Here is a 20,453-nt window from a genome sequence, read left to right as displayed (position 1 = left end):
AACGCTTGCCTTGAATTCACCGCTTGAAACTTCATCCCGTGCCACGCCGGGCGAGGACGCAGCCAGCGCCGTTACACCGGCGCCGCGTCCCGCCGCGTCCGCATTGAGCGCGTCGCTGAACCCGCGCCGCGCCGCCGAACTGGACGAGATCTTCGCCGACAACGGCTTGCTGGCCCGGCAGATCGACGGCTACCGCTCGCGCGCGTCGCAGATCGAAATGTCACGCGCCGTGGCCGCGGCAATGGAGGCGTCGGGCCGCGCGATGCCCGAGCCCGCGATGTTCGAGGCGCAGAAGCGTCCGGCACGGCGTCTGCAGGCGCCGGGTGCGGATGCCGTCGCCGAGGCCGCTGAGAGCGCCGAATCGGGCGGACTCGACGGCAGCGAAAACACGCTGATCGTCGAAGCCGGTACGGGCACGGGCAAGACCTACGCGTATCTCGTGCCGGCCATGCTGTGGGGCGGCAAGGTAATCGTCTCCACCGGCACGAAGCATCTGCAGGATCAGCTTTTTCAGCGCGATATTCCGACCGTGCGCGATGCGCTCGCGGTGCCGGTCTCGGTCGCAATGCTCAAGGGGCGCGCGAATTACCTGTGCCACTACTATCTGCAGCGCACCGCGGATAACGGCCGTCTGCCGTCGCGTCAGGAAACCTCGTATCTGCAGGATATCGTGCGCTTCGCCAAGATCACGCGCACCGGCGACAAGGCCGAACTGGCCAGCGTGCCCGAAACGGCGGCGGTGTGGTCGATGGTCACGTCGACACGCGAAAACTGTCTTGGCCAGGAGTGCCCGCATTACAAGGACTGCTTCGTAATGCAGGCGCGCCGCGAGGCGCAGCAGGCGGATATCGTGGTGGTGAACCACCATCTGTTTTTCGCCGACATCATGTTGCGCGACACGGGCATGGCTGAACTGCTGCCCACCGCCAACACCATCATCTTCGACGAAGCGCACCAGTTGCCCGAAACCGCAACGTTGTTTTTCGGCGAGACACTCTCGACCACGCAGTTTCTCGAACTGGCTCGCGATTCGGTGGCCGAGGGTCTGGGTCATGCGCGCGAAACGGTCGATTGGGTCACGCTCGGCTCCACGCTCGAGCGCGCGGCGCGCGACGTGCGGCTTGCCTTCAAGGAAGACTCGGTGCGCCTGTCGATCGGCCAGTTGCCGGACGATCATCCATTGTTCCCCGCACTGGAAACGCTGGAGACCGAGCTCGATGCCCTTGCGTCCGCGCTGGCGGGGCAGGCCGAGCGCGCCGAATCGATCGGCGCGTGTCTGCGCCGCGCCCGCGAACTGCAAGGCGTGCTTGCCGGCTGGACCACACCGCCCACGCAGGCCGAGCGCGAGGCCGCTGACACAGCCTCGGCGGACGGCAAGGCCGAGCGCGCCGACCCGAATGAAAAGGTGCGCTGGGTCGAAGTCTTTTCGCATACCGTGCAGTTGCACGAAACGCCGTTGTCGGTCGCGCCGATTTTCGCGAAGCAGCGCGCCGGCGTGCCGCGCGCGTGGATTTTCACGTCGGCCACGCTGTCGGTGCGCGGCGATTTCACGCACTACGCCGCGCAGATGGGCCTGAACGCGAAGCGCTCGATGACGCTGCCCAGTCCCTTCGATTATCCGACGCAGGGGTTGCTATACGTGCCGCGCAATTTGCCGCAGCCGTCTTCGCCGATGTTCACCGACGCCGTGTTCGACGCCGCATTGCCGGCGATCGAGGCATCGGGCGGTGGCGTCTTCATGTTATGCACGACGCTGCGCGCGGTGGACCGCATCTCGGCCAAGCTACGCGACACGATCGAGGCGCGCGGCTGGAACTATCCGCTGCTCGTGCAGGGCGACGCGAGCCGCACCGAGCTGCTGGATCGCTTCCGCTCGTATGGCAACGCGATTCTGGTGGGCAGCCAGAGCTTCTGGGAGGGCGTGGATGTGCGCGGCGACGCATTGTCGCTGGTGGTGATCGACAAGCTGCCGTTTGCGCCGCCCGACGATCCGGTTCTGTCGGCGCGTCTCGATGCGTTGACCAAAAAAGGTTTGAGCCCGTTCGCCGTGCATCAGCTGCCGCAGGCGGTGATTACCCTCAAGCAGGGCGCAGGGCGCCTGATCCGCGCTGAGACCGATCGCGGCGTGCTGATGATCTGCGATACGCGACTCGTCGACAAACCGTATGGGCGCCGTATCTGGCAGAGCCTGCCGCCATTTAAACGCACACGCGAGATCGAGGTAGTGCGCGAGTTTTTCGAAGAGAACGAAACGCCGGCTCAATAGCTGATTGGAATCAATAAGCGCCGTTGTAAATAGCGGCTCTTAAATGACAAAACGCCACGGATGTGAGTCCGTGGCGTTTTGCTTTACTGCCCGGGAAATCGAGGTGACTTCCCGATGCAGTTTTCGCCCAGAGGCGAGCCCTATGTGACAGCTTACTGGCTTGCGCCCGAAGCCGGAGCTGCAGCCGAAGCAGCAGCGTCCGAAGCAGCAGCACCTGCGTCCGAAGCAGCGGACGTAGCCGAAGCAGCAGCGTCGCTCGCAGCAGCAGCAGCACCCGAAGCAGCAGCAGCCGAATCCGAAGCTGCAGCAGCCGGTGCCGAAGCAGCAGCTGCGTCGCTAGCCGGGGCAGCGGCCTGGTCGTTGCTCTTGTTGCATGCAGCCAGTGCCACAGCTGCCAACAGGGATGCTACGAGGAGGGATTTCTTCATGATCACGTCCTTTTATGGTTTAAAGGTAAGCAACAGCGCAAAATAAAACCGGTAATGTGCTCCAACACCGACCTGGGCCGCTGGTGGAGACGCTCTTCTGACGAGCTGGAATCTTCCCTACGGCTTGGGCGGAAATTATATGCACTTTCGTACTGACAATCCATAAATCCGGGGTCAATACGTTGTCTTTCTCATACAAAATTTCACTGTACGGTATAGCAGGCAGGCAGAGTTATGCAAGCTCGCCCACTTGTATCCAGCCCGCACAATACCACTCGTGTAGCCGTGCTGTCACCGACGAATCGTGCGAGAGTGTTACAAAGCGTTTCGCACTCATACACCGGTGATCTGCGAGGTCAAACAACCACTTTTTTGCGCCATCGAATGATGTTTCCTCTCCATTTATGAAGAAAAAACGGCGGTTGTACAACAAATTAGTCTTGCGGTCCAGCCGAATACCTGACTTCGATGCCTGACTGATGAAACGTGCTTCATCAAGCGGTCTTTGCGGCGGATCAAAGACGACACTCGGCTTGGGTTCGCTGAGATACGTGCCAAGGAACGACGCAATATCCTGCTCTTTCCATTTGATACCAGCAAGGATTGCGCCAACTCTTTCGACAAGCGCCGCGGGCAGCTCCGCCGGACGCTCGACAGCGGGCTGCTGCGGATCGCGATAAAGCGCGCCTGCGTGGCCCGCCGCTTCGCCTCGCTCGGCCAGATGATAGAGGAACTGCGCGGTCAGTTCGCTCGCGGAGGGCGCGCGAAAACCGATCGAGCAGGTCATGCATTCGCCTTCGGCGATCCCATCATGCGCGATGTGCGGCGGCAGGTACAACATGTCGCCCGGTTCGAGCAGCCACTCCTGTTCGGCGTGGAAATTCTGTAAAACTTTCAAAGGTAAACCGGCTTGCAGTGTCAGATCTTTCTGCGCGCTGATGCGCCAGCGACGCTTGCCTTTGACCTGCAGGAGAAACACGTCGTAGGAATCGAAGTGGGGGCCTACGCCGCCGCCGTCGGTTGCATACGAGATCATCAGATCGTCCAGGCGCGCGTCGGGCACGAAGCGGAAGCGGTCGAGCAAGGCGCGCGCGCGATCGTCGTAGAGATCCACGCCTTGCACGAGCAATGTCCATGCGCGCTGCTTCAGCGAAGGCAGTTCGTCAGGCGCGAACGGGCCGTGCTCCAGTTGCCACTTATTGCGGAAGTGCGTGATCAGACGTGCTTCGACTTCGTCCTGATCGGCCAGCTCGAAAAATTCTTCGCGCGAGAGCGGCGCCTCTACATTCGGGATCGCCTGGCGAATCAGCAGCGGCTTTTTTTGCCAGTAGCGGCGCATGAATTGCGACGGCGTGAGATTGCCGAGCAGCGCTGTCGGCATGTCTGGCGAGGGCGGCAGAACCGGAAGAGCGGGCAGAGCCGGCTTTGCAGCCGGCGACGGATTGCGTGCCGATGCAGTGTCGGCCGGGTGGTCAGTGGGCCGCTTGGGCATCGTATAATGTGAGTTGTATTCTGGAGAATCGAATGAAAATCGCAAAGAACACCGTCGTGTCGGTCGCTTACAAGCTGTCGGATGCGCAGGGCAATCTGATCGAGGAAAGCGACGAGCCGATGGTCTATCTGCACGGCGGCTATGATGGCACGTTCCCCAAGATCGAGGAAGAGCTCGACGGCCACGAGGCCGGCTTCGAGACCCAGATCCAGCTGGAGCCGCAAGACGCGTTCGGCGAGTACGACCCCGATCTCGTGAAGATCGAGCCGCGCGATCGCTTCCCGGAACCGCTCGAAGTCGGCATGCAATTCGAAGGCACGCCGGAAGAAGGCGACGAGGATCTCGATTCGCTCGTCTACGTGGTGACCGACGTTGCGGAAGACAAAGTCGTGCTCGACGGCAACCATCCGCTCGCCGGCATGGCACTGCGTTTCGCGTTGACCGTGAAAGACGTACGCCCGGCTACCGAAGACGAAATCCAGCACGAACACGCGCACGGCGCCGACGGCCTCGAAGTCCTCGACGATGACGAGGACGACGAAGAGGACAAGTCAGGGCCCACGCTGCACTGAGCTGGCGGGCAAGCCGGGCATGACTGAAGAAGCGCCCGGCAGGTGTGGCTGGGCAGCGGGCGGGGTGGACGTGGCCGGCCCATATCCGCCGCCGCCCTGATCCGCCGGTATGCGCGGTTGCTGATCCAGTTGCGGCTCCCCGGGCGTCTGCAACAGCGGCGGCAATTCGGAGGCGGGCCCGAGCGCCGGTACGGCCGGCATCGAGGCCGCCGGCGCGTCGCGCGGCATAACCGGTTGCGCCGTGGGCATCGGCATTTGCTTCGGCACGTCGCGCACACTTACGCGGAACGGCGGTTTCCTGCCGAGATCCGCTTCAACCTGAATCCACTGATTGAGACGATCATGCGGCGCCAGCGCGACACGCGTGAGATTCGTCACGAGCAATCCCTTGTCATTGCGTAGCGGCTGATCGATCACAAAGCCGCTGCTTGCACGTTCGTCGTCGCAATGAATCACCAGCACCGGTCCGCGGAAAATCTGCGCGAGCTTGACGAGGCTGCGTTTGAATTCCAGAAAGCCGTCGCGGCGGGTGTTGCGCGCAAAACGCAGCCACGCGAAACGGTCGGGCCGTTCGTAACGCTCCGGGTCCGGATCGCCTTGAATGAACACGACAATCGCGCGCGCGTCGCGGCGTTTCGCATATTCGCCGGCATGTTCGAGCCAGAACGCATTGGCGATCACGCGATCCTCGAATTCGCCGTTGCGCCCGCCCGCGGTCAGATAATGATTATTCGGACTCGGCGCATTCAGGCCGACGAACACGGTATCGCCCACTTGCCAGCGCACGTTTTCGCGATACGGGCGAAAGCGCGAGACTTCGCTTTCACGTGTCAGGGCGATCGGGTTCTGGCCCATCGACGTGGCGTCGGCGAAAAGCGTCTGACGCAACTGATCGAGCCGTTCGACGGGATCAAAACCGCCTGCCTCGGCCGTGCCGCAATCGGCCCAGTCATGCTGGCCCGGAATGAAGAAGAGAGCGGGCCGCGAGGTTTCGAGCAGCGCGTGGCGACGTTCGTAGAGTGCATCGCGGCAGGCCTCTTTGGCGCCCTTCAGATTGCCGTCGTACACGATGAACGACATGTCGCGCTCACGGCTGATCGCTTCGATCAGCCGCTGCGTGGGGGCTTCGTCGGCGGCGCTTTGCATGGTGTTGGCGATGACCGCGAACGTGTAGCGCGGTGTGTCAGCGTGGGCCGCCGGCGCGAAAGTCGACAACCCCGCCGACAATCCCGCTGTCACTCCCGCGAGCGGCACGCCGCCGCCCGAGAGCGTGAGGGCGAGAGTGAGCGCCGCGCGGAGCTTGCGCGGACGCTGCGGGCGCCTGGGTGCGTCAATGATCCGCATCCGGCGCGGCGGCCAGTTCATGCAATTCGTACAGCAGATCGAGCGCTTCGCGCGGCCGCAGATCGTTCGGATCGATGCCGCGCAGACGCTCGACAAGCGCCTGCATGGCGGGCGGCACAAGCGCTTCGGCTTTCGAATCACGCTCGTCGTCCGCGTCTTCGAGCAGCATCGGCATGGGCGCGGCGAACAGATCGAGTTGCGGCGCGGGCTGCGCGGCCGACTGCTGTTCGAGATACGCAAGATGCTTGCGCGCCGCGCGAATCACTGCGTTCGGCACGCCGGCGAGTTGCGCGACCTGCAGGCCGTAGCTCTGATTGGCCGGCCCTTCGCTGACGGCGTGGAGGAACACGATGCCGTGCCCATGCTCGACCGCCGACAGGTGGACGTTGGCCGCCTGCGGAAACTCTGCCGGCAGTTGCGTCAGTTCGAAGTAGTGGGTGGCAAAGAGCGTATGGCAGCCGTTGTGCGCAAGCAGATGCCGCGCGATCGCCCACGCCAGCGCGAGCCCGTCGAAGGTGGACGTGCCGCGGCCGATCTCGTCCATCAGCACGAGACTTTGCGGCGTGGCGTCGTTCAGGATCGCGGCGGCTTCGGTCATCTCGACCATGAAGGTGGAGCGGCCGCCGGCAAGGTCGTCCGCTGCGCCGATACGCGTGAAGATACGGTCGATCGGCCCGAAGGCGGCGCGCCGCGCGGGCACATAGCTGCCCACGTAGGCGAGCAGCGCGATCAGCGCGGTCTGCCGCATGAAGGTGGATTTACCGCCCATGTTCGGGCCGGTGATCAGCAGCAGTTTGCGCTCGGGCGTAAGCGAGCAGTCGTTGGCGATGAACTGCTCGACCTGCGCTTCCACGACCGGATGCCGTCCCTGTTCGATCTCGATGCCGGCGTCCGGCGAGAACGTGGGCGCGACCCAATCGAGCGCGCGGGCGCGCTCGCCGAAGGCCGCCAGCAGATCGAGTTCGGCAAGCGCCGAGGCGACCCGCTGGCAATCCGGGATAAAGGGCAGCAGCGCCTGCAGCAACGCGTCGTAGAGCGAGCGTTCGCGGGCGAGCGCGCGTTCCTGCGCGGACAGCGCTTTGTCCTCGAACGTTTTCAGTTCCGGCGTGATGTAGCGTTCGGCGTTCTTCAGCGTCTGGCGGCGGCGATAGTCGTCCGGCACCTTGTCGGTCTGGCCGCGCGTGACTTCGATATAGAAGCCATGCACCTTGTTGTACTCGACGCGCAGATTGCCGATGCCCGTGCGTGCGCGCTCGCGGGTTTCGAGGTCGATCAGGAACTGCCCGCAGTTCTCCGAAATATCCCGCAACTCGTCCAGTTCCGCGTCGTAGCCGCGCGCGATCACGCCGCCGTCGCGCACCATCGCCGACGGCTCCTCGGCGACCGCGCGCCTGAGCAGTTCGACGCAGGCTTGCGGCGGTTCGAGCGAGGCGTCGATGCGGGCTAGCGAATCCGCATTCGGCGAAACGGCCGCGAGCTGCGCGCGCAACTCGGGCAACGCGATGAAGGTGTCGCGCAAACTCGACAGATCGCGAGGCCGTGCCGACAGCAGCGCGAGGCGCCCGGTGATCCGCTCGATGTCCGAGATCTGCCGCAACGCGCCGCGCAGCGAGTCGACGCCCGCGCCAGGCGGTGCCTCGAGCAAAGCGCCGATTGCCTGCTGACGCGCCTGCGCGACCGCCGATTCGCGCGGCGGATGATGCAGCCAGTGGCGCAGCAGACGGCTGCCCATTGTCGTGCAGCAGGTGTCGAGCAGCGAACACAGCGTGGGCGACTCCGTGCCGCGCAGCGTTTCCGTGAGTTCGAGATTGCGGCGCGTGGCAGGGTCGAGGCCGATGTATTCGGATTCGTACTCGACTTTCAGGCTGCGCACATGACGCAATTGCTGGCCTTGCGTGGCGGCGGCGTACAGCAGCAGCGCGCCGGCCGCGCCCCATGCGCAGGTCAGCGAATGCGCGCCGAAGCCGTCGAGGCCGGCCACTTCCAGCTGATCGCACAAGCGCTGCGTGCCCGAGGCGATGTCGAAGTGCCAGACCGGCACGCGGGTGAGGGCGCCTGCGTTGACCGGCGGCGTCCAGCTTGCGGCGTCGCCGGGCGTGTCGGCCACCAGAACTTCCGCGGGACGAATGCGTTCGAGCGCGGCCGCCACCTGGTCCGGCGCGAGTTCGGCGAGGCGCAACGCGCCGCTCGCCAGATTCAGCCATGCGAGACCGACGCTGGTCGCGACACCGCGACGATTGTGCGCGACGCACATGGCCAGCAGGTAGACGTCGTTCTTGTCGGACAGCAGCGCGGCGTCCGTGAGCGTGCCCGGCGTGACCACGCGGACCACTTTGCGCTCGACCGGACCCTTCGACGTTGCCGGGTCGCCGATCTGCTCGCAAATCGCAACAGACTCGCCGAGCTTGACCAGCTTGGCCAGATATTGTTCGACAGCGTGATGCGGCACGCCGGCCATTTTGATCGGATTGCCCGCGGACGCGCCGCGCTGCGTGAGTGTCAGATCGAGCAGGCGCGCGGCTTTTTCCGCGTCTTCGAAAAAGAGTTCGTAGAAGTCGCCCATCCGGTAGAACACCAGCGTGCCGGGATGCTCCGCCTTGATGCGTAGGTACTGCTGCATCATAGGGGTGTGTTGTGCGACGTCGCTGGCCGTTGCGGTTTGAATGCCCATCCTCGGTGTCTTCTTGCGTTAGCTGTTCAGGGCGTGAGTTTAACCTGTCGTCAGGGTGAGCGGACCCTGGCCGGACGGCCAATCCGCACTGCGAACCCTAACCCCAGGCGACAAGCCAGGGGCAACAGAGCGCGGGCCGGCCGCGCCGCGCCCGCTTCATCTTCGTCACGGCCTCATTCTTCCACCAGGGCGCGCATGTCCACCATGCGCGCGTTCATCGCGCTGCGCCGTTTTGCGAGCCACATCATGAACGTGATGAACGTGCCGAACACGACGATGATCCATTGCGCCGGCATCTTCGCGGTCAGCAACAGCGCGTAGGCGCCCAGCATCAGCAGCACGGCGAGGTTCTGGTTGAAATTCTGCACCGCGATCGAGTGCCCGGCGGAGAGCAGCGTCGCGCCGCGGTGCTGAAGAAGTGCGTTCATCGGCACGATGAAAAAGCCCGACAGCGCGCCGAGCAGGATCATCAGCGGATAGGCGAGCAGAATGTAGAACGGCAGCACGTACGTGCCGATGCGAATGCCTGAACCCGGCGGGAACAGGTCCTTGTTGTAGAACGCCATAGCGATCGCCACCGCGCCGGTCAGGATGCCGACCGGCAACACGCGCAGCGACTTGCGCAACGGAATCAGCGCGGCCGCGGCCGCCGCGCCGACCGCGATGCCCAGACCCGTAACGCCCTGCATGACCGCCGCCTTCGAGAGCGACAGCCCGAGGTTCACGTTGGCCCATTTGAGCACCAGCAATTGCAGCGTCACGGCACCGCCCCACATCAGGGTCGTCACCCACAGCGCGATCTGCGCGAGTTTGTCGGCCCACAGCACGTTGAAGCAATGATAGAAATCGCCGACCAGCTTCTTCGGTTCCTTGAGACGGTTTTCATAACGCGCGCCGGTGTCGGGAATGAAGATGTTGATCGCGGCGGCGATCGCGTAGGTCACCATCGTCGCGAACATGGCGAGGTCGGCGGAAGAGCGGATCAGCGGCAGATGCGCATGCGCGACGAACTTGTCCGCGAAGGTGCTGATCAGCGCGCCGCCCACCATCGTGCCGACGATGGTCGACAGCACGGTGGCCGATTCGAGCCACGCATTCGCCTTGACGAGTTTTTCCGCGGGCAGCAGCTCCGTGAGGATGCCGTACTTGGCCGGCGAATACGCGGCTGCGCCGAAGCCGACCACGCCGTAGGCGATCATCGGATGCACGCCCGCGATCATCATCAGGCAGCCGCTCGCCTTCAACGCGTTGGAGATGAACATGACGTGCCGCTTTTGCATCGAATCGGCGAAAGCGCCGACGAACGGCGCGAGCAGCACGTACGAAACAGTGAAGAAAATCTGCAGCAGCGGCGTGACCCAGGCGGCCGAGCGAATCACGGAGAGCAACGCGATGGCCGCGATCAACAGCGCATTGTCCGCAAGCGACGAAATGAACTGCGCCGCGATGATTGTGTAGAAGCCTTTTTTCATGAAGCGGATTGGAAGCTCCGCGCGCAGTCAGGCGCAAAGCAGGGCGCAGCGAAAACGCGCGAAACGCAGCCGGCATTCGAGCATGCCGGCGCGGCTTCCCGCTTTGTAGCACGAACGCCCGGTGTATGCAGGCGCGCCAACGAAAAAGCGGCCGAAGCCGCTTTTTCGTATTCCGGATGCCGGCAGGAAACCGGCGCCGCGATCGAGGCGCTTAAGCCGACTGCTGGCGCGTGCGGCTGTAGCGCGACAGGATCGGGATCATCTGTGCGTAGACCTTCGGGTTGCCCGCGACGATTTCGCCGATGTGCAGGAAATCGGAATCGCCCGTGTAGTTGCCCACCAGGCCGCCGGCTTCCGTGATCAGCAGGCTGCCCGCGGCGACGTCCCACGCATTCAGCCCTTGCTCGAAGAAGCCGTCCATGCGGCCGGCGGCGACGTTCGCCAGATCGAGCGCGGCGGCGCCCGGACGGCGCAGGCCGGCGCAGGCCTGGGTCATTTCAGCGAACTGGCGGCCATACGCTTCGAGGCCGTCCGTTTCGCGGAACGGGAAGCCGGTGCCGATCAGGCCGTCAGCCAGACGGTCGCGCTTGGCCACGCGGATGCGGCGATCGTTGAGGAACGCGCCGCGGCCGCGCGAGGCGGTGAACAGGTCGTTGCGGGTCGGGTCGTACACGACGGCTTGCGTCACGATGCCCTTGTGAGCCAGCGCGATCGACACGCAGTAGTACGGAAAACCGTGGATGAAATTGGTGGTGCCGTCGAGCGGATCGATGATCCACTGGTATTCGGATTCGTTATCCGACTTGCCGGATTCTTCAGCAAGGATGGCGTGATCGGGGTAGGCGGTCTTGAGCGTGTCGATGATCGCTGCTTCAGACGCTTTGTCGACCTCCGTGACGAAATCGTTGTGCTGTTTCTTGCTGACCTGGACGAGATCGAGATCGAGCGAAGCGCGGGTGATGATCTGTGACGCGCGGCGCGCGGCTTTCACAGCGATATTGAGCATGGGATGCATGAGACTGGATCCTTGTGCCGGGGCAGCACGGCTGCTGGCCGGTAAATGAGCGCTGACCTGCGCTAATTGGGCGCCCTCTGCGAGGCGCGGAAACAGCACGGAACGCCCGCCCGGTACAGCACCGGTGCGCATTCCGCCGACGGAGACGAATTGGATAAGAACGAGGCGCTCATGCAAAGCCGCAGGGCCGGGCTGGACGCGAATGGCGGTATTTTACCCGAGTCCGGGCGTCGCGGCAGCGTTCGCTGGGCGGGGCGGGTAATCTGGCTGTTTTTACGCGGCTGGCCTGTCGGCTGGCCCGTCATTCGCGAGCGCGGTTGTGGCGTTGGTGGACGTATTCGCGCGCGCGCTCATGCCCGCGCTTTCACGCAATCGGGACCGGCCGCGGCGTTGGCGCTACCATACGCGTCTTTAGTTTGCCGAATTCCATCGTGGACCACAGCCACCATTCTTCCGATCCTGCCGTAGCCGAATTGCGCGGCGGCTTCACCTCGACCCGCTTCGTGCTCGTCGAGCCGAGCCATCCAGGCAATGTCGGCGCCGCGGCGCGCGCGCTGAAAACCATGGGTTTCTCGCGGCTCGTGCTGGTGTCGCCACGCGTGCCGCACGTACAGACCGATCCGGAGGCCATCGCTATGGCGAGCGGCGCCGACGACGTGCTGGCGTGCGCGCACGTCGTGCCGACGCTCGCCGACGCCCTGAGCGGCGTGCATTGGTCGATCGCGCTGACCGCGCGGCTGCGCGAATACGGGCCGCCGCAATGGACGCCGCGCGCCGCGGCCGGCATCGCGCGCGACCAGGCAGTGCACGGCGAGATCGCGCTGGTGTTCGGCAACGAGCGCACGGGTTTGTCGAACGAGGACGTCGAGCGGTGCAGCGCGCTCGCGCATATTCCGGCCAATCCGGCCTATAGCTCGCTCAATCTCGCGCAGGCCGTGCAGGTGCTCGCGTACGAGTTGCGCACCACCTATCTCTCGGCCGATAGCGCAACGGCCACGGCGCACGCCGCGCCTCGGGCGGCGGCGGGACCGGGCGAACCGGCCGGCGCGCGCGCGGCGAGCGACGAAATCGAAAGCATGTTCACGCATCTGGAAAGCGCGCTGGTCGCGCTCGAATTTCTCGATCCGGCCAATCCGAAGAAACTGATGTCGCGTCTGCGGCGGCTGTTCGCGCGCTCCGGCCTGGAGCGCGAGGAAGTGAATATCGTGCGGGGCATCGCCAAACACATTCTGTTGAAGACCGGACCCAGGGGCGGCGACGCGTCCTGAGAACGGCATGCGTTCTGATAGCCGACAGCCAGCTAGCCAGCTAGCCAGCTAGCCAGCTAGCCGGATAGCTGGCGGCAACCCCGCGGGCAGCGTGGGCTTGCGGCAGGCTTCGCGCATTCGCCCTACAATCCTCGAAACGTTCTAAGCAAAGCTGGCGCCGTGCTATGCGGCACGCCGTGCCGTTGCGTGCGTTGTCGCGCGCGCGGCCCTTTCTCCTACAACACAGTCCCTGCCATGTTCACGAGACTTCGCGAAGACATCGCCACGATCCGCGAGCGCGACCCCGCCGCCCGCAGCGCCTGGGAAGTCCTCACGTGTTATCCGGGTCTGCACGCGCTCGTGCTGCACCGGTTCGCCCATGCGTGCTGGCAGGCGAGGCGCCGCTGGCTCGCGCGCTTCGTCTCGCAGTTGGCGCGTTTCATGACCGGCATCGAAATCCATCCGGGCGCAACCCTCGGGCGGCGCGTGTTCATCGACCACGGCATGGGTGTGGTGATCGGCGAGACCGCCCAGGTCGGCGACGACTGCACGATCTACCAGGGCGTGACGCTCGGCGGCACGTCGCTCACGCGCGGGGCGAAACGGCATCCGACGCTCGAGCGCGGCGTGATCGTCGGCGCGGGCGCGAAGGTGCTCGGTGGCTTTACGATCGGCGCCGAGGCGAAGATCGGTTCGAACGCGGTGGTGACCAAGCCCGTGCCGGCACGGGGCACGGCGGTGGGCAATCCGGCGCGGATCATCGTGCCGGCGGCGGCTGCCGTGGCGTCGGAAGGCGCTTCCGTCGTGGCGAATTCCGATTCCGGCGGCGCCGCGCGCGGTGCAAAACGCTCCGCTGGAAGCAGCCGCTTCTGCGCGTACGGCATCACGCCGAATGCGGACGATCCCGTCTCGCTGGCGATTCACGGCCTGATCGATCACGCTGCCACGCAAGCGAAGCGCATCGACGAAATAGTCGATGCGCTGGAGCGGCTGGGCACGAGTCTCGAAGCATTGCAAGGTGCGGACGCGGCGCTGCTCGATCTGCGGCGTCTGTCGGCCGCGATCGCAGGCAAGGTGGATGGGGTGGTCGCGGAGCGCTGACGCCGACCGTGCGGGCGGCAGCCTGTGATCGAACCGCCGCCTTCAATCCAGCGGCAGCGCCCGAATCCCTTCAGCATCGATACGCAGGTATCCGCCACGGCGCTCGCCGTGGTCCAGATCCCAGTCCGGCAGAACCCAGCGCGTGCCGCCCGGCTCGCGATGCCGTGCCGGCCGGTGCGTGTGCCCATGAATGATGGTCGCCGTTTTCGACGACCTGAACAACGCGGCCACTGCCGCCGCCGTCACGTCGTACTTCGGCGAAACCGGCCGCGCGCGGCCTTGCTCGCTTTTCATGCGCATGTTCTCGGCAAGCTTCTGACGCCAGCGGAACGGCCACGCCAGAAACAGCATCTGCGCGAAACGGTTGCGCCCAAAACGGCGGAACATTTGATAGCCGCGATCCGCGGTGCACAGCCCGTCGCCGTGCGCGAGCGCGATACGCGTGCCGAATGCGGTGATCACGAAAGGATCCGGTAGCCAGATCGCGCCGGCCGCTCTCATGAAGCGCTTGCCCAGCAGAAAATCGCGGTTGCCGTGCATGATGTAGAGCGCAATGCCGCGCTCGGACAACGTGTGCAGCAGCGCCGCCATACGCGCGACGAACGGCTCGACGAGCATGTCGTCGCCGATCCAGTACTCGAACAGGTCGCCGAGTATGAAAACCGAGTCGGCCTGCTCGGCGGTGACGCGGATGAAATGCTCGAACGCGGCGACCGTATGCGGAATCGCCTCGCTCAAGTGAAGATCGGAGAGGAAAAAAAACGGGCGTGCGGCGTGCGGGCGCTTGCCCTCGCCAGGCACGCCCGCGGCGACGCTTCGCCGCGGCGTTTCTTGCAGCATTGAAGGTGCCTGATGTCAGTTCGAACGGGTCGACGCCTGGTTCACGCTTCGTTCACGTTCAGTCGACGATCACAGCCTTTTCGATCACCACGTCGTCAGCCGGCACGTCCTGATGGAAGCCCTTCGAGCCCGTCTTGACCTTCTTGATCTTCTCGACGATGTCCATGCCTTCGACCACCTTGCCGAACACGGCGTAGCCCCAGCCCTGCGGCGTCGGCGACGAATGGTTCAGAAAGTCGTTGTCGTTCACGTTGATGAAGAACTGCGCCGTGGCCGAATGCGGGTCGTTCGTGCGCGCCATCGCGATCGAGCCGTTCACGTTCTTCAGACCGTTGTTCGCTTCGTTGGTGATCGGCTCGGCCGTCGGCTTCTGCTTCATGCCGGGTTCGAAGCCGCCGCCCTGGATCATGAAGCCGTCGATCACGCGGTGAAACACCGTGTTGTCGTAGTGGCCGGCCTTCACATAGTTGAGGAAGTTCTCAACCGATTTCGGCGCCTTTTCAGCGTCCAGTTCGAGTTTGATGACGCCGTGGTTTGTGTGCAGTTCAACCATGATGGAATCCTTTGATGAACGGGGTGGGTAAAAGGCGCGGCAAGCCGTCGTGAACTGACGCCGGACCGCGCCGGGGCGTGGATTGTGCGCTGACGCTTTCTATTCAGGCGCGCTGTCTGTGTGCCGTATGTTGCCCTACGTTGCGCGCCTTGCTTGCTGCAATTACTTGCCGACGACCGTTGCCGACTCGATCACGACCGCCTTTTGCGGCACGTCGCTCATCGGGCCGCGCGAGGTGGTGGGCGTGCCTTCGATCTTCTTCACGACGTCCATGCCGCCCGTGACCTTGCCGAACACCGCATAGCCGTTGCCGTCCGGATTCGGATAGTCGAGGCCGGCGTTGTCCACTGTGTTGATGAAGAACTGCGCGGTGGCCGAATTCGGATCGCTGGTGCGCGCCATCGCGAGCGTGCCGGTCGTGTTCTTCAGACCGTTACGGCTTTCGAGCACGATTGGCGCGCGCGTGGGCTTCTCAGCGAAGCTCTGCGTATAGCCGCCGCCCTGGATCATGAAGCCGCGAATCACGCGATGAAAAATCGTGCCGTTGTACTGGCCGGACTTCACGTAGTCGAGGAAGTTGGCGACCGTCTTGGGCGCTTTCTCAGGATACAGCTCGACGCGGATGTCGCCTTCCGATGTCTTGAAGAGGACGGACGGATGCGCGGCTTGCGAACCGGACTGGGCAAAGGCGGGTGCGTTTGCGATCAGGGCGGCGCTGCCGAGCGCCAACATCAACCATTTCATGTAGATCCTCAGGGTTGGAAAAACGTATTGCGCGAAAACGTAACGGCGCGTAATGGCGCGTAACGGCGTTACTTCGACGGCGCCATGTAGGGCGGCATGGCGAGCGAGCCGTTCGCGCCGCCGTACTGGAAGCTCGGCGTCTGCGTCATGTTCGAGGTGGCGCGCGTGGTGTAGTCGTCTTCTGTGGCGGCGGCCGGCCTTGCCGGCGCCTGGGTCCTGCCCTTCGCCGGTGAGATGACCTTCTGGATATCCGCGAGGCGCTGCGTGGTGGTCGCGCTCGCTTTGCCCAGGCTCTGCGCGCGGCGATAGGCTTGGTCGGCCATGTGCAGATACAGGTCGCCGAGATTTTCGTACGCGAGGCCGTAGCCCGGATTGACCTTGGTCGCCGTTTCGAGCGCGGCGCGCGCTTCGGCATAACGGCCTTGCTTCGCGTACAGCGCGGCGAGGTTGTTATACGGCTCGGGCAACTCGGGGTAGGTTTGCGTGAGTTCGGTGAACGCGGTGATGGCTTCGTCGTCGCGGCCCAGGTGGGCGAGCACCGTGCCGCGCTTGAACTTCGCTTGCGCGTCGCGCGGATTCGAGGCAATGCGCGCGTCGAGCTGGGTCAAGGCGGCCGCCCAGTTTTTCTGCGCGATCGACGTGTCGATCTCCGGCGTGTTGTCGCGCACGGCGGGGCCTTGCGGCAACGTGGCGGTCTTTTGCGCAAAGGCCGCCGCGGCCGGCACGGCCGCAAGAGCCACAGCCACGGTGACGCGCAAGGCGAGGGCACGCGTGGCGTCAAGAGCGACGCCGCGGCTCATGCCATGCGCGACGCCACCGAAGGCTGTCGCGGCGAGGGTCGCAGCGCTGCGCGCGCGGCCGCTTGAAGGTTTCATAGGCTCAGGTCTGGATGTTATACTCCGACCCATTCTAACAAAAGGTCTGCGCGTTCCGTCGAACCGCAAACTGTCTTTTCGCCACTCGTGGTCGTCTCCGCCTTGATCGCAGCCTGACCGCCGCACCCGTTGCACCGGTTTTGCTGTACGCGACGCACCCGCCGTCTGTTCGCTGGGCGCGGCGCGCATGAAACACATTGCGGATTTCTTTCGGCCCACGCACCGTTCTCTATGGAATCACTGCGCATCTACAACACGCTCGCGCGTGACAAGCAAACTTTCGTGCCGCTGCAAGACGGTGTCGTGCGGATGTACGTCTGCGGGATGACCGTGTACGACTATTGTCACGTCGGTCATGCGCGGGTGATGGTCGTGTTCGACATCGTGCAGCGCTGGTTGCGCACGCTCGGCTATAACGTGACCTACGTGCGCAATATCACCGATATTGATGACAAGATCATCCGCCGCGCGGTCGAGAATGGCGAAACGATCAAGTCGCTGACCGACCGGTTCATCAAGGCACTGCATGAAGACGCGGACGCGCTCGGCATCCAGCGGCCCGACATCGAGCCGCGCGCGACTGATTTCATTCCGCAGATGCTCGGCATGATCGAGCGGCTCGAAGCGAACGGCTACGCCTATCAGGCGAGCGACGGCGACGTGAACTACGCGGTGCGCAAGTTCGCGAACTACGGCAAGCTCTCGGGCAAATCGCTCGAAGATCTGCGCGCGGGCGAACGCGTCGCGGCGAACGACGCGAAGCAGGACCCGCTCGACTTCGTGCTGTGGAAGCAGGCCAAGCCGCAAGAACCCGCCGACACCGGCTGGGATTCGAAGTACGGGCGCGGCCGTCCGGGCTGGCATATCGAATGCTCGGCAATGGGTTGCACGTTGCTCGGCGAACATTTTGACATTCATGGCGGCGGCCAGGACCTGCAGTTTCCGCACCACGAAAACGAGATTGCGCAAAGTGAAGCCGCTACCGGTCAAACCTTCGTCAATTTCTGGATGCACAACGGCTACGTACAGATCGACAATGAGAAGATGTCGAAGTCGTTGAACAACTTCTTTACGATTCGCGAAGTGTTGGCGCAGTACGACGCCGAGGTCGTGCGGTTTTTCATCGCGCGTGCGCATTACCGCTCGCCGCTGAACTACAGCGACGTGCATATCGACGACGCCCGCAACGCCCTCACGCGTCTGTACACCGCGCTGAAGGACGTCACGCCCGACGGCGCGGAACTCGACTGGAACGAAGCGTATGCGCAGCGTTTCCAGGCAGCAATGAACGACGACTTCAACACGCCGGTCGCGGTATCGGTGTTGTTCGAGTTGGCAAGTGAAGTGAACCGCACGCGCGACCCCGCGCTGGCCCGTCAATTGCGTTTGCTTGGCGCGGTAATCGGACTGCTCGGCCGTGAGCCGCGTGCCTATCTGCAGCAGGCAGCGGGCGCAGCAGCGGTGGGCGCGCTCGAGGCCGCCGCGATCGAAGCGAAGATTGCCGCGCGCGCGGCCGCGAAGCAGGCGAAGGACTTTGCGGCGGCAGACCGGATCCGGTCCGAATTGCTCGAGGCCGGCGTTGCACTTGAAGACAAACCCGGCGGGTTGACCGAGTGGCGGCGCGTGTGAGCGCACCTCGAGCTTCCCTTTGATCGACTCGCCAGGCAGGAGGCAGGATGGCAACGGCCACGAAGACGCCGGCTAAACGAGCCGCGTCTCAAACAAACGCGGCAGCCGCGGGAAAGTCGACACGCACGTCGGCTCGCACGGGCAGCGGCGTGGTAAAGAAAGCATCGTCGAAAGCCGCCGGGGCGGCGGCCGGGATCGCAGCGGGCGCATCGAAAAAGACTTCGGTCAAACGCGCGCTCAACGGCGCGTCGGTGCATGCGCCCGTCGCGAAACGCGCGAAGGCGCCGCGTGCGAAGAGCAATGGCGCATTGCCGGCTGAACTGGCCGGCGACGTGCGGGAACTGGCCCGTGTGACAGGCGAGGGGCACGAAGGCGAAGTCGTGCGCAAGACGCGCGCATCCGCTGCCGCGGGTGGCGAAGGGGCGAGCGCGAGCGAAGTCGCGGTGCCGGTGCAGATCGGCGGTCTCACGCCTGAAGTGACGCGGCCCGCGTATTGGGACAAGGCGTGTGCCGACCTCGTCAAGCGCGACCGCATTCTGAAGAAGCTGATTCCGAAGTTCGGTCCGGTGCATCTGCTGAGCCGCGGCGATCCGTTCGTCACGCTCGCGCGCTCGGTGGTCGGACAGCAGATTTCCGTGGCCTCCGCGCAAGCGGCCTGGGCGAAAGTCGAGGCCGCCTGTCCGAAGCTGGTGCCGCAGCAGTTCATCAAGCTCGGTCTGGAAAAGCTGACCACGTGCGGGTTGTCCAAACGCAAGGCCGAGTACGTGCTCGATCTCGCGCAGCATTTCGTTTCGGGTGCGCTGCACGTCGGCAAATGGACGTCGATGGAAGACGAGGCGGTGATTGCCGAACTCACGCAGATTCGCGGCATTGGCCGCTGGACCGCGGAGATGTTCCTGATCTTCAATCTGTCGCGCCCGGATGTCCTGCCGCTCGACGACCTCGGGCTGATCCGCGCGATCAGCGTCAACTATTTCAGCGGCGAGCCGGTCACGCGCAGCGAAGCACGCGAGGTCGCCGCCAACTGGGAACCGTGGCGCACCGTCGCCACCTGGTATATGTGGCGTAGTCTCGACCCGCTGCCGGTCGACTACTGAAGAACAAGAAACGGGATCGGATCAAAACTATCGATTGTTAAAGATTGATAGTTGAGAAATGGTTTTGACATCGGCGAGCGCGGTTAGAATACGCGCTGCCGGTAAGTCCAAGGATTACAACCAATGAAGACCACCTTTCTGGATTTCGAACAGCCGATCGCTGAACTCGAAGCGAAGATCGAAGAATTGCGCTTCGTGCAGGACGATTCGGCCGTCGATATTTCGGAAGAGATCGAGCGGCTGTCCAAGAAGAGTCAACAGCTCACCAAAGATCTGTACGCGAACCTCACGCCGTGGCAGGTTTCGCAAATCGCCCGTCATCCGCAACGCCCGTACACGTTCGACTACGTGAACGAGCTGTTCACCGATTTCCACGAACTGCACGGCGACCGCAACTATGCGGACGACCTGTCGATCGTCGGCGGCCTCGCGCGTTTCAATGGCCAGGCCTGCATGGTGATCGGCCATCAGAAGGGCCGCGACACCAAGGAGCGTGCGTTGCGCAACTTCGGCATGCCGCGTCCGGAAGGCTATCGCAAGGCCGAACGTCTGATGCGTCTCGCCGAAAAATTCGGCTTGCCGATTTTCACGTTCATCGACACGCCGGGCGCGTATCCGGGCATCGGTGCGGAAGAGCGCGGCCAATCGGAGGCGATCGGCCGCAATCTGTATGTGATGGCGGAACTGAAGACGCCGCTGATCGCGACGATCATCGGTGAAGGCGGTTCGGGTGGCGCGCTGGCCATTGCTGTCGGCGACAGCGTGCTGATGCTGCAATTCTCGACCTATTCGGTGATCTCGCCGGAAGGCTGCGCATCGATTCTGTGGAAGAGCGCCGCAAAAGCGCCGGAAGCCGCGGAAGCGCTCGGCCTGACCGCGCATCGCCTGAAGGCGCTCGGCCTGATCGACAAGATCGTCAACGAGCCGCTCGGCGGCGCGCATCGCGATCCGAAGGGCATGGCCGCCATGCTGCGCCGTGCGCTTGCCGATTCGCTGCGCCAGTTCCAGGGCATGAGCATCAACGACCTGCGTCAACGCCGTTTCGAACGGTTGATGTCGTACGGCAAGTTCAAGGAAACGACGCCGGGTGCCTAAGCCCGCGCGCGT

General features: G+C 64.0%; 17 protein-coding genes. 7 read left to right on the top strand and 10 right to left on the bottom strand.

What is annotated here, in order from left to right; translation table 11 throughout:
• Positions 1 to 10 precede the first annotated feature (10 nt).
• Entirely contained in the window at positions 11 to 2,266 is a 2,256-nt protein-coding gene (locus BXE_RS13940; protein WP_011488930.1) for an ATP-dependent DNA helicase, read from the top strand.
• Positions 2,267 to 2,418: 152 nt separating this feature from the next.
• On the opposite strand, the gene BXE_RS47235 is transcribed toward BXE_RS13940, so the two are convergent.
• Positions 2,419 to 2,694, bottom strand: coding sequence for a hypothetical protein (locus tag BXE_RS47235; protein ID WP_081435531.1), 276 nt, complete (start codon positions 2,692 to 2,694; stop codon positions 2,419 to 2,421).
• 232 nt (positions 2,695 to 2,926) lie between these two features.
• On the bottom strand, positions 2,927 to 4,186 hold the full coding sequence (locus BXE_RS13935; RefSeq protein ID WP_038457712.1) for a cupin domain-containing protein: 1,260 nt from the start codon (positions 4,184 to 4,186) through the stop codon (positions 2,927 to 2,929).
• A gap of 32 nt (positions 4,187 to 4,218) precedes the next feature.
• On the opposite strand from BXE_RS13935, the gene BXE_RS13930 reads away from it, so the two are divergent.
• A complete protein-coding gene (locus BXE_RS13930) occupies positions 4,219 to 4,758 on the top strand; it encodes an FKBP-type peptidyl-prolyl cis-trans isomerase (protein WP_011488927.1) in 540 nt (179 codons plus the stop codon).
• Here the strand turns inward: BXE_RS13930 and BXE_RS13925 are convergent.
• From BXE_RS13925 to BXE_RS13910, 4 genes are all read right to left on the bottom strand, one after another.
• On the bottom strand, positions 4,738 to 6,102 hold the full coding sequence (locus BXE_RS13925; protein WP_011488926.1) for a hypothetical protein: 1,365 nt from the start codon (positions 6,100 to 6,102) through the stop codon (positions 4,738 to 4,740). The two genes, BXE_RS13930 and BXE_RS13925, sit on opposite strands and share 21 nt — an antisense overlap.
• Positions 6,089 to 8,773, bottom strand: a complete 2,685-nt coding sequence (gene mutS, locus BXE_RS13920; protein ID WP_038457717.1) for a DNA mismatch repair protein MutS — start codon at positions 8,771 to 8,773, stop codon at positions 6,089 to 6,091. The genes BXE_RS13925 and mutS overlap by 14 nt, the downstream gene beginning before the upstream one ends.
• 173 nt (positions 8,774 to 8,946) lie before the next feature.
• On the bottom strand, positions 8,947 to 10,245 hold the full coding sequence (gene lplT, locus BXE_RS13915) for a lysophospholipid transporter LplT (RefSeq protein WP_011488924.1): 1,299 nt from the start codon (positions 10,243 to 10,245) through the stop codon (positions 8,947 to 8,949).
• A gap of 211 nt (positions 10,246 to 10,456) precedes the next feature.
• Entirely contained in the window at positions 10,457 to 11,260 is an 804-nt protein-coding gene (locus BXE_RS13910; RefSeq protein WP_011488923.1) for an inositol monophosphatase family protein, read from the bottom strand.
• Between the two features lie 431 nt (positions 11,261 to 11,691).
• Here BXE_RS13910 and BXE_RS13905 point away from each other — a divergent pair, with 431 nt between their 5' ends.
• Together BXE_RS13905 and cysE are read left to right on the top strand one after the other, a co-directional pair.
• Entirely contained in the window at positions 11,692 to 12,528 is an 837-nt protein-coding gene (locus BXE_RS13905; RefSeq protein WP_011488922.1) for an RNA methyltransferase, read from the top strand.
• Between the two features lie 234 nt (positions 12,529 to 12,762).
• Positions 12,763 to 13,608: a serine O-acetyltransferase gene (cysE, locus tag BXE_RS13900; RefSeq protein ID WP_011488921.1), complete on the top strand. Its 846-nt coding sequence runs from the start codon at positions 12,763 to 12,765 to the stop codon at positions 13,606 to 13,608.
• Positions 13,609 to 13,650: 42 nt separating this feature from the next.
• Here the strand turns inward: cysE and BXE_RS13895 are convergent, their stop codons facing one another.
• The 4 genes from BXE_RS13895 to BXE_RS13880 all read right to left on the bottom strand — a co-directional run bounded on the left by BXE_RS13895 (position 13,651) and on the right by BXE_RS13880 (position 16,620).
• The gene (locus tag BXE_RS13895; RefSeq protein ID WP_011488920.1) at positions 13,651 to 14,448 is read right to left on the bottom strand and encodes a UDP-2,3-diacylglucosamine diphosphatase; all 798 of its coding nucleotides are present in this window, start codon (positions 14,446 to 14,448) and stop codon (positions 13,651 to 13,653) included.
• A 58-nt stretch (positions 14,449 to 14,506) separates the two neighbouring features.
• Positions 14,507 to 15,001, bottom strand: coding sequence for a peptidylprolyl isomerase (locus tag BXE_RS13890; RefSeq protein ID WP_007181373.1), 495 nt, complete (start codon positions 14,999 to 15,001; stop codon positions 14,507 to 14,509).
• A 162-nt stretch (positions 15,002 to 15,163) separates the two neighbouring features.
• Positions 15,164 to 15,745: a peptidylprolyl isomerase gene (locus BXE_RS13885; protein WP_011488919.1), complete on the bottom strand. Its 582-nt coding sequence runs from the start codon at positions 15,743 to 15,745 to the stop codon at positions 15,164 to 15,166.
• Positions 15,746 to 15,813: 68 nt separating this feature from the next.
• Complete coding sequence (locus BXE_RS13880) at positions 15,814 to 16,620, bottom strand: tetratricopeptide repeat protein (protein ID WP_038457720.1); 807 nt, start codon at positions 16,618 to 16,620, stop codon at positions 15,814 to 15,816.
• A gap of 231 nt (positions 16,621 to 16,851) precedes the next feature.
• Between BXE_RS13880 and cysS the strand changes: the two genes are divergently transcribed.
• The 3 genes from cysS (at position 16,852) to BXE_RS13865 (ending at position 20,441) form a co-directional block, all read left to right on the top strand.
• Positions 16,852 to 18,249 carry a cysteine--tRNA ligase gene (gene cysS, locus BXE_RS13875; protein WP_011488917.1) on the top strand — a complete coding sequence of 466 codons (1,398 nt, stop codon included), beginning with the start codon at positions 16,852 to 16,854 and terminating at the stop codon, positions 18,247 to 18,249.
• Between the two features lie 47 nt (positions 18,250 to 18,296).
• Positions 18,297 to 19,346, top strand: coding sequence for a DNA-3-methyladenine glycosylase family protein (locus BXE_RS13870; RefSeq protein WP_038457722.1), 1,050 nt, complete (start codon positions 18,297 to 18,299; stop codon positions 19,344 to 19,346).
• Between the two features lie 123 nt (positions 19,347 to 19,469).
• Positions 19,470 to 20,441, top strand: a complete 972-nt coding sequence (locus tag BXE_RS13865; protein ID WP_007181378.1) for an acetyl-CoA carboxylase carboxyltransferase subunit alpha — start codon at positions 19,470 to 19,472, stop codon at positions 20,439 to 20,441.
• Positions 20,442 to 20,453 lie beyond the last annotated feature (12 nt).

The sequence above is a fragment of the Paraburkholderia xenovorans LB400 genome, assembly GCF_000013645.1.
GTDB lineage: Bacteria > Pseudomonadota > Gammaproteobacteria > Burkholderiales > Burkholderiaceae > Paraburkholderia > Paraburkholderia xenovorans.
The sequence above is the reverse complement of the archived record's forward strand: the minus strand, read 5'-3'. Positions and strand labels throughout refer to the sequence as shown.

What these genes read in the sequence shown, in the direction of transcription:
- cysE (WP_011488921.1), top strand. Translation starts at nt 12,763, where the DNA reads ATGTTCACGAGACTTCGCGAAGACATCGCCACGATCCGCGAGCGCGAC.
- BXE_RS13885 (WP_011488919.1), bottom strand. Translation starts at nt 15,745, where the DNA reads ATGAAATGGTTGATGTTGGCGCTCGGCAGCGCCGCCCTGATCGCAAAC.
- BXE_RS13930 (WP_011488927.1), top strand. Translation starts at nt 4,219, where the DNA reads ATGAAAATCGCAAAGAACACCGTCGTGTCGGTCGCTTACAAGCTGTCG.
- BXE_RS13865 (WP_007181378.1), top strand. Translation starts at nt 19,470, where the DNA reads ATGAAGACCACCTTTCTGGATTTCGAACAGCCGATCGCTGAACTCGAA.
- cysS (WP_011488917.1), top strand. Translation starts at nt 16,852, where the DNA reads ATGGAATCACTGCGCATCTACAACACGCTCGCGCGTGACAAGCAAACT.
- BXE_RS13870 (WP_038457722.1), top strand. Translation starts at nt 18,297, where the DNA reads ATGGCAACGGCCACGAAGACGCCGGCTAAACGAGCCGCGTCTCAAACA.
- BXE_RS13890 (WP_007181373.1), bottom strand. Translation starts at nt 15,001, where the DNA reads ATGGTTGAACTGCACACAAACCACGGCGTCATCAAACTCGAACTGGAC.
- BXE_RS13910 (WP_011488923.1), bottom strand. Translation starts at nt 11,260, where the DNA reads ATGCATCCCATGCTCAATATCGCTGTGAAAGCCGCGCGCCGCGCGTCA.
- mutS (WP_038457717.1), bottom strand. Translation starts at nt 8,773, where the DNA reads ATGGGCATTCAAACCGCAACGGCCAGCGACGTCGCACAACACACCCCT.
- BXE_RS47235 (WP_081435531.1), bottom strand. Translation starts at nt 2,694, where the DNA reads ATGAAGAAATCCCTCCTCGTAGCATCCCTGTTGGCAGCTGTGGCACTG.
- lplT (WP_011488924.1), bottom strand. Translation starts at nt 10,245, where the DNA reads ATGAAAAAAGGCTTCTACACAATCATCGCGGCGCAGTTCATTTCGTCG.
- BXE_RS13880 (WP_038457720.1), bottom strand. Translation starts at nt 16,620, where the DNA reads ATGAAACCTTCAAGCGGCCGCGCGCGCAGCGCTGCGACCCTCGCCGCG.
- BXE_RS13925 (WP_011488926.1), bottom strand. Translation starts at nt 6,102, where the DNA reads ATGCGGATCATTGACGCACCCAGGCGCCCGCAGCGTCCGCGCAAGCTC.
- BXE_RS13895 (WP_011488920.1), bottom strand. Translation starts at nt 14,448, where the DNA reads ATGCTGCAAGAAACGCCGCGGCGAAGCGTCGCCGCGGGCGTGCCTGGC.
- BXE_RS13935 (WP_038457712.1), bottom strand. Translation starts at nt 4,186, where the DNA reads ATGCCCAAGCGGCCCACTGACCACCCGGCCGACACTGCATCGGCACGC.